The organism is Frigoribacterium sp. 9N (assembly GCF_902506305.1).
Classification (GTDB): domain Bacteria; phylum Actinomycetota; class Actinomycetes; order Actinomycetales; family Microbacteriaceae; genus Frigoribacterium.
This window is the reverse complement of sequence record NZ_LR733392.1, coordinates 471,195-478,189: the sequence shown is the minus strand read 5'-3', so window position 1 is coordinate 478,189 and position 6,995 is coordinate 471,195. Positions and strand designations below refer to the sequence as shown.

Annotated in this window: 7 protein-coding genes; 3 read left to right on the top strand and 4 right to left on the bottom strand. The window is 72.1% G+C overall.

Features of this window, described 5'->3' with window-relative positions; translation table 11 throughout:
- On the top strand, positions 1 to 1,399 hold a 1,399-nt coding region (locus tag ARTHRO9V_RS05330), incomplete at its 5' end, for an FAD-dependent oxidoreductase (protein WP_159825980.1).
- Here the strand turns inward: ARTHRO9V_RS05330 and ARTHRO9V_RS05325 are convergent.
- Positions 1,330 to 2,094 (bottom strand): Pr6Pr family membrane protein, encoded by a 765-nt coding sequence (locus tag ARTHRO9V_RS05325; protein ID WP_056046700.1) that lies wholly within the window; start codon positions 2,092 to 2,094, stop codon positions 1,330 to 1,332. The genes ARTHRO9V_RS05330 and ARTHRO9V_RS05325 overlap by 70 nt on opposite strands.
- A 174-nt stretch (positions 2,095 to 2,268) precedes the next feature.
- Positions 2,269 to 3,108, bottom strand: a complete 840-nt coding sequence (locus ARTHRO9V_RS05320; protein ID WP_159825978.1) for an aldo/keto reductase — start codon at positions 3,106 to 3,108, stop codon at positions 2,269 to 2,271.
- 332 nt (positions 3,109 to 3,440) lie between these two features.
- Here ARTHRO9V_RS05320 and ARTHRO9V_RS05315 point away from each other — a divergent pair, with 332 nt between their 5' ends.
- A complete protein-coding gene (locus ARTHRO9V_RS05315; RefSeq protein ID WP_056046704.1) occupies positions 3,441 to 3,719 on the top strand; it encodes a hypothetical protein in 279 nt (92 codons plus the stop codon).
- Between the two features lie 205 nt (positions 3,720 to 3,924).
- Here the strand turns inward: ARTHRO9V_RS05315 and ARTHRO9V_RS05310 are convergent, their stop codons facing one another.
- Entirely contained in the window at positions 3,925 to 4,593 is a 669-nt protein-coding gene (locus tag ARTHRO9V_RS05310; protein ID WP_159828476.1) for an endonuclease/exonuclease/phosphatase family protein, read from the bottom strand.
- Between the two features lie 136 nt (positions 4,594 to 4,729).
- Positions 4,730 to 6,436, bottom strand: coding sequence for an Ig-like domain-containing protein (locus ARTHRO9V_RS05305; protein ID WP_159825976.1), 1,707 nt, complete (start codon positions 6,434 to 6,436; stop codon positions 4,730 to 4,732).
- A gap of 295 nt (positions 6,437 to 6,731) precedes the next feature.
- Between ARTHRO9V_RS05305 and ARTHRO9V_RS15755 the strand changes: the two genes are divergently transcribed.
- The coding region (locus ARTHRO9V_RS15755; RefSeq protein WP_236556930.1) for a hypothetical protein at positions 6,732 to 6,995 on the top strand (264 nt) is incomplete at its 3' end.

The window sequence follows — 6,995 nt, the reverse complement described above, 5'->3', positions numbered from 1 at the left end:
CGCCACGCCGACCCCCACGCCGACGCCGACCCCGTCGGGCACGGTCGCCCCCGCCGCCTTCCGCCGCAGCTCGTGGGCCGACGATCCCTACTCCCTCGGGGCGACGAGCCACCTCACCCCCGGCACCTCCGACGCCGACCGCCGGTTGCTCGGCACCCCGCTCGACGACCGCCTCTTCTTCGCCGGAGAAGCCGTCGCCTCGACGATGGGCGGCACGGTCTACGGTGCGCGCCAGTCGGGCTTCGACGTCGCGGCGCAGGTCGCCGGGGTCGCCGCGGCCGACGAGCGCATCGCCGTGATCGGCGCCGGCATCGCGGGGGCGACCGCGGCGCGGTCCCTCGTCGACCGGGGCTACGACGTCGTGGTCGTCGAGGCCCGCGGCCGGGTCGGCGGCCGGGTGCACAGCGTGCACGACGACGACTGGCCCTACCCGGTCGAACTCGGCGTCGGCCTGCTCGAGGGCCCCGGGTCGGTGGCCCTCCAGGCTGCGCTCGCCCTCGCCCGCGTCCGCACCCGGCCGCTCGACGACACCGTCGAGGTCCGGACGTCGGACGGTGCGGTCGACTCCCTCGGCGACGCCGCCGACCGTCTCGACCGGGCCGCGTCCTGGGCCGCGGGGCGCTCCACCACGACCGACGCCGACTCCGGCACGAGCGTCGCCGACGCCCTCTCCGGCTCGGGGGCCGACGAGGTCTCGGCCCTGCCCGGTCCGGACGGGGTCTCGGACGCCGACCGTCTCGCGCTCGTGCTCGACGACCTCCTCCCGGCCCGCTGGGGGGCCGGGGCCGACGACCTCGCCGCCTCGGCCCTCGGCGACGACCCCGCGGGCGACCTGCTGCCCACCGGCGCCTCCGTGGTGACGGGTGGCCTGTCGGGCTTCGTCGCGGGCCTGCTCGACGGCCTCGACGTGCTCCGCGACAGCAACGTCGTCCGCGTGCAGTACGGCGACCAGGGCGTGGGGCTGAGGCTCGCGACCGGCGAGTCGCTCTCGGTCGACCGCGCCGTGTCGACCATCCCCCTGGGCGTGCTGAAGACCGGCGTGCCCGAGTTCTCACCCGACCTGCCGTCCACCCACACGGACGCGATCGAGGCCCTCGGCGTCGGCACGCGCGAGGTGCTCTGGCTGCGCTTCGACGAGGCCTTCTGGTCCACCCAGGCCACGGTCTGGGCCGTGCTCGACGACGACGCCCCCTACCGGCTCTTCGTCAACCTCATGCCGGCGACCGGCGCGCCCGTGCTCGTCGCGCTGACGGGTGGCGACGCGGCGGCCGAGGTCGCCGGCCTCGACGACGACGCGGCGGTGGCCTCGGCGATGCAGAGCCTGGCACCCTACCTCGACCTCGTGGCCGCCGGGTCCCCCGCGCCCACCGACGAGCCGACGGCCGACCCGACGTCCTGACCCGCGCCTCCTCGTCCGTCGACCGCAGGAGGTGCGGTGCCCGTCGCCGACGCCGGCCCGCCACCCTGGCGTGCCCGCGCGTGCGGCCGCACGTGGCTCAGCGCGACGAGCCCCACGAGCACCCCGACGATCGTGCCCAGGGCGATGCCGTTGTACAACAGGAACTCGCCCGGCCAGGTGACCTGCGCCGGGTCGAGGAAGAAGTACGGGTACCAGCCGACGTCGGCGCCCCGGACGATCGTGAACACGCCCCACACGAGCGGGAAGACCAGCACCACCGAGAGCACCCGCCACCGCACCCGCGGCCGGTCGGGGCCGAACACCCAGTCCACGAGCACGAACGTCGGGATCACGAAGTGCAGCAGCTGGCTCGACCAGGGCACCTCGATGCGGTAGTCGTGACTCGCCGACTCGGCGACGATGATGCCGAACACGATGCCCGACACGATCACGTAGGTGCTGACCAGGGCGTGGACTCCTGCGAACCAGCCGGGCTCCTGCCGCCCGCGCAACGACACGACGCCGGCGAAGGCGAGCACCACGACGTTCGCCATGTTGCTCTGCTGCGTGAAGTAGCTGAAGTAGTTGATCGAGCTGAAGGTGCTGAAACCGAGCACGTAGACGAAGTCGGCGACGAGGGCGACGACGCCGACGGCGGCCGCGAGCAGGCGTAGGACGCCGACGATCCGTCGCACCGTGTCACGCCCTCCGGATCTGGTCGGCTGTGGTCGGGGGAAACGTCGATCGTACTAGGCGCCCGCCCGACGCCTCGACGTGCGGAGGCCGGGCCCGCTCGTCGTGACGACGTGCGGACCCGGCCTCGGTGCCTCGGCGTCGCGACCGAGCGCGACGTCGTGCCGATCAGGCGATCAGCTGGGGATGTAGTTGAACTCGTCCGGGTTCGGACCCGTGCGCTCGTCCTTGTTCAGGGCGGTGATGGCGGCCACGTCGGCGTCGGTCAGCTCGAAGTCGAAGAGATCGAAGTTCTCTTCCACGCGCGAGCGCGTGACCGACTTCGGGAAGACGATGTCGCCACGCTGGATGTGCCAGCGCAGCGTCACCTGCGCGGTCGTCTTGCCGACGCGCTCGGCGATCTCGGTGATGGTCTCGTCCTTGAGCACGCCGCCCTGGGCGATGGGCGACCAGGCCTCGGTGTGGATGCCCTTCGAGACGCCGAACTCGCGCAGCGCGTCCTGGGTCAGGTAGGGGTGGACCTCGATCTGGTTGACGACCGGGACGACCGAGCCCTCGTCGAGGACGCGCTCGAGGTGGGGCTGCTGGAAGTTCGAGACGCCGATGGACTTCGCGCGGCCGCTGGCGTGGATCTCTTCGAGGGCCTTCCAGGTCTCGACGTAGTCGACGTCGATGCCGGGCAGCGGCCAGTGGATGAGGAACAGGTCGACGTAGTCCTGCTTCAGCGCGTCGAGCGTGCCGTCGAAGGCCTTCAGCGCGTCGTCACGCTTGTGGAAGCCGTTGTTGAGCTTCGAGGTGACGAAGATCTCGCTGCGGTCGATGCCGCTCTCGGCGATCGCCTCGCCGACGCCCGCCTCGTTGCCGTACATCTCGGCGGTGTCGATGTGGCGGTATCCGACCTCGAACGCGGTGAGGGTGGCGTCCTTGGTCTCGGCCGGGTCGACCTGGTAGACGCCGAACCCGAGCTGAGGGATCTGGATTCCGTTGTTCAGGGTGATGGTGGGGATCGTGGTCATGTGTAGAGCCAACCACTCACCCCCGTCGAACCTTCCGAGGAAACACTGGTGGACGTACCCCGGGCGTGTTACTGTGGTGAGTCGCTTGGGCCCCTCTTCTCAGAAGTGCCCCGTGCGGTGACGACCGAGTCCACACCGGTGCACCGCCCGAACAGCCTCGCGAGACGACCTCGCCGGATGCGCACGATGACCACCGATCATCGTTGCCCTACTTCTCCGGCCGTCGTCACCGCAGGCCCGACCACCGCCGTCAGGCGGACCACGAGCGCCCATCCGGCATCTCGTGCCACGGATTCTGTCGCAACACAGAGCACACATCGAAATCGAGCATCATGAACGACATCATCAGCATCACCGGCACGGTCACGACCGCGCCCACCCTCACCACCGCCCGCCTCGTCGAGTTCGTCGTCGTCGACGACCGCGGCACCCAGTTCGCCGTCCGCGCCTGGCGCGACGACGTCACCGCCGCCGTGCGCGTCGGTGCGTCGGTCGTCGTCGACGGAGCGGCCGGCTGGGTCATCCCCGGTCGCAGCTGGCGCCACGAGCCCAGCCGCACCATCGTGCAGGCCTCGTCGGTCGAGACCCGCGAGCTCGCCCTGGCCGCCTAGGCCCCGGCGGCGCCTGCGGGCGCGACGACCCGAGGAGGCGCGGTGAGGCTGTCGGCCGCACCGCGCCTCCTGCGGTTCCCGGCCCCGAGGAGGCGCGGTGAGGCTGTCGGCTGCACCGCGCCTCCTGCGGTTCCCGGCACCACGACGACGGACCCGGCCACCGAGGAGGTGACCGGGCCCGTCGTCGTGTGCGGAACCCGCGAGGTCAGAGCCCCCGGGCGCGGACCAGGATCGGACGGTGGTCGCTGATGCCGGCCGGCAGGGTGACGACGTCCTCGATCTTGAGGTCGTAGCTCGTCGCGAAGTCGAAGTGGCCCTTGACGTACTTGTAGCCGAGGTAGGTCGGGGTCGAACTGCGGGTCAGCACGAAGCCGTCGCGCTCGATGTGCTTGCGGAGACCGCCGTGGAACCACGGGTAGTTGAAGTCGCCCACCATGAGAATCGGCACGCCGGGCGCCAGCGCACGCATGAGGCGGTGCGCCGACTCGACCTGCTTCTTCCGCAGGGCGTTCGTGGCGGTGAGCGGGGCGGCGTGGAACGAGCCGATCAGCACGTCACGTCCGCTCTGCCGGTCGGCCAGGTGCATGGCCAGGAGACGCTCGTGCGCCGGCGACATCACCCGGTCGTGCATCGACTTCTTCAGCGCGTAGACGTTCGTCCCGAGCAACTCGAAGCGCGAACGGCGGTAGTAGGCCGCCAGCCCGAGACGGTTGTTGTGCGTCGACGCCGCGAGGGCGAACTCGCCGAACTCGTCGGGGATGTCCTTCGTGTCGGCCTCTTGCAGGCAGAGCACGTCGGCGTCGTTGTCCTCGGCGAGCGACCGGATCTCGCCCTTGGCCGTGTGCTCGCGAAGGTTGTAGCTGACGACGCGCATCGTGTGTCCGTTGTCTTCTGTCACGAGTAGCGAACCTAGTCCACGTCTGTTTCGGGGAGGTGCAGGTTGGACGAAAGGGGGGTGCCGGGTGAGGCGGACGTCGTGTCCGCCGCACCCGGCACCCCCTGGCGGTCGGCTACTCGCCGCGGTGGCTGCGGTCGGCGTCACCGGTCAGCGCCGCGCGGGCCGCACGGCGACGGGCCGAGACGACGAGCGCTGCACCGAGCAGGGTCAGCAGTGCGGCCAGCGTGACCGGACCGGCCAGCTCGGCCCCGGTGAAGGCGAGACCGGTGGTCGCTGCCGCGGCGGCCGGTCGAGGCGTCGACGCGGCCGGGGCGGTCGGGCCCGCCGCGGGGGCGGCGAGCGCGGCCGGGGTCGTCGTCGGGGCGGACGTCGGCGTGGTGGTCGTGCCGGTCGCGCCGGAGACGCGGGCGAACCAGGCGTTCGAGGACGTCACGGCCTGGCCCGACTCGATGCCCCGCGCCGTCACGGTGCCGACGTCGTGGTGGTCGACGGTGCCGGCCGTGACACCCGCGAGGGCGGCGGTGCAGTCGAACGAGGCGCCGACCGCGAGCGGGCCGGCCCAGGTGACGCCGGTGGACGGTCCGCCCAGGGCACTGAAGTCGCAGCTCAGGCCCGTGACGGTGCCGTTGGCGACGACCGCGTCCGAGACCGAGACGTCGGCGAGCGCGTCGGCACCCGTGTTGGTCACCCGGTAGGCCAGCGAGGCGGTCCCGTCGGAGAGCACGACGGCGGCGTCGGCGGTGTCGGCCGCGTGGCCCGCGGCGTCGCCCTTCGTGATGGTCACGGCGGAGACGGGGACGTCACCGCTGCCCACTCCCCCGGCGGAGGCCTGGACCTTCGAGGCCGTGACCCGGCTGGCGGCGGCGACACCGGCCCGGACGGTCGATGCCGTCGCGGCGTTGGTGAAGGTCTGCGGGGCGGTCGCGGTGCCGGTGGGGGCGGCGAGGCTCACGGCGACGGCGGCACGGTACTGCGCGGTCCGCGTCTGCGCGCCCCACGAGACCGTGTACCCGGAGTCGGTGCAGTCGAACGAGGCCGGGGTCACGGCGACCGGGGCGGCCAGCGAACCGTCGGCCTTGGTGCGGATCTCGGTGAAGACGGCGGTGTCGCAGTCGAACGACCACGCCTCGCCGGCGGGGACCGAGTCACCGACGGTGGCCGAGTCGAACGGCCCCATCGGCGTGTTCACGCTCCAGACGAGGAAGTCGTCGGCCACGAGTCGACCCTGGTCGGCACGGGTGTAGGTGCCGAACTTCGTCACGACGTCCGATCCGCGCAACACACCGGTCGGAGTGACGACGGTCGTGAAGTCGCGACCGTCGTTCGTGGTCGACGTGAAGGGGGTGGGCACGCCCGACGGGGTGGTGCGTCCCTCGAAGTCGGACGTGACGAAGGCCTGGCCGCTGACGTTGAGGTGGTCCTCGGCGTAGGCGGTCATCGTGAAGGTGACCACGGACGGGCGCGTCCCGACGACGGCCGCGTCGGCCACGACCGCACCGGTGGCGGGGTCGCGGAGCGCGAAGTCGGTGGGCAGGTTCTTCAGGTGCTCGCTGAGCGTCAGCGTGAAGGTGTCACCGGCGAGGGTGTCGTCGGGCACCTGCCACGCGATCGTCGTCGTGAGCTGGGAGCCCTGCTTCGGCGTCGTCGGGGTGACCGTCACGTTCGTGATGGCACCGTCGATCTCGGCGGCCCGGGCCGGAGCCGCGGTGCCGGTGAGGGCGGCGGTGCCGGCCAGGGCGAGGGTGGCGAGCAGCACGGCGGACAGGCGCAGGGCCCTCCGCCCGCGACGGGGAGACCCCGCGAGGGTGAGCGAATGCATGGTGGTGCCTTTTTCGGGTAGGGCAGACGCGCGCCTCGACCTGTTCCCCCGGTGCCGTGTTCGGGTACGGCGCCGGGGTCGGGTGAACGGGGATCGTCACGTCTCGGGTGACACCCAAACTAGGGCCGGCGTGCCGACCGTGTCCACCATTGGGGGGACAGATCACCCGGACGAGGAACGGGCGACGAGGGTGGAGCCCGGGCGACGGACGTTCCGCGGTGCTCCGTGCTCCGTGCGCCGTGCGCCGTGCGCCGTGCGCGGTGCGCCGTGCGCCAAAGGCCCTGCTCGGTGGGCGGTGCGCGGTGCTCGGTTCGTCGGCAACTCCTGCACCCTGCCCGACACCCGCCCCGACTCCCCCGCAGGCGAACGCCACCGCAGCACGAGCCAGGAGTTGCCGACACGGACGGCCCCGGTCGGCAACTCCTGCACGCTGACCGACACCGGCCCCGACTCCCCCGCTGGCGAGCCCCACCGCAGCACGAGCCAGGAGTTGCCGACACGGACGGCCCCGGTCGGCAACTCCTGGCTCGTGCTGCGGTGGGGCTCGCCAGCGGGGGAG

What these genes read in the sequence shown, in the direction of transcription:
- ARTHRO9V_RS05320 (WP_159825978.1), bottom strand. Translation starts at nt 3,108, where the DNA reads ATGACCACGATCCCCACCATCACCCTGAACAACGGAATCCAGATCCCT.
- ARTHRO9V_RS05315 (WP_056046704.1), top strand. Translation starts at nt 3,441, where the DNA reads ATGAACGACATCATCAGCATCACCGGCACGGTCACGACCGCGCCCACC.
- ARTHRO9V_RS05310 (WP_159828476.1), bottom strand. Translation starts at nt 4,593, where the DNA reads ATGCGCGTCGTCAGCTACAACCTTCGCGAGCACACGGCCAAGGGCGAG.
- ARTHRO9V_RS05305 (WP_159825976.1), bottom strand. Translation starts at nt 6,436, where the DNA reads ATGCATTCGCTCACCCTCGCGGGGTCTCCCCGTCGCGGGCGGAGGGCC.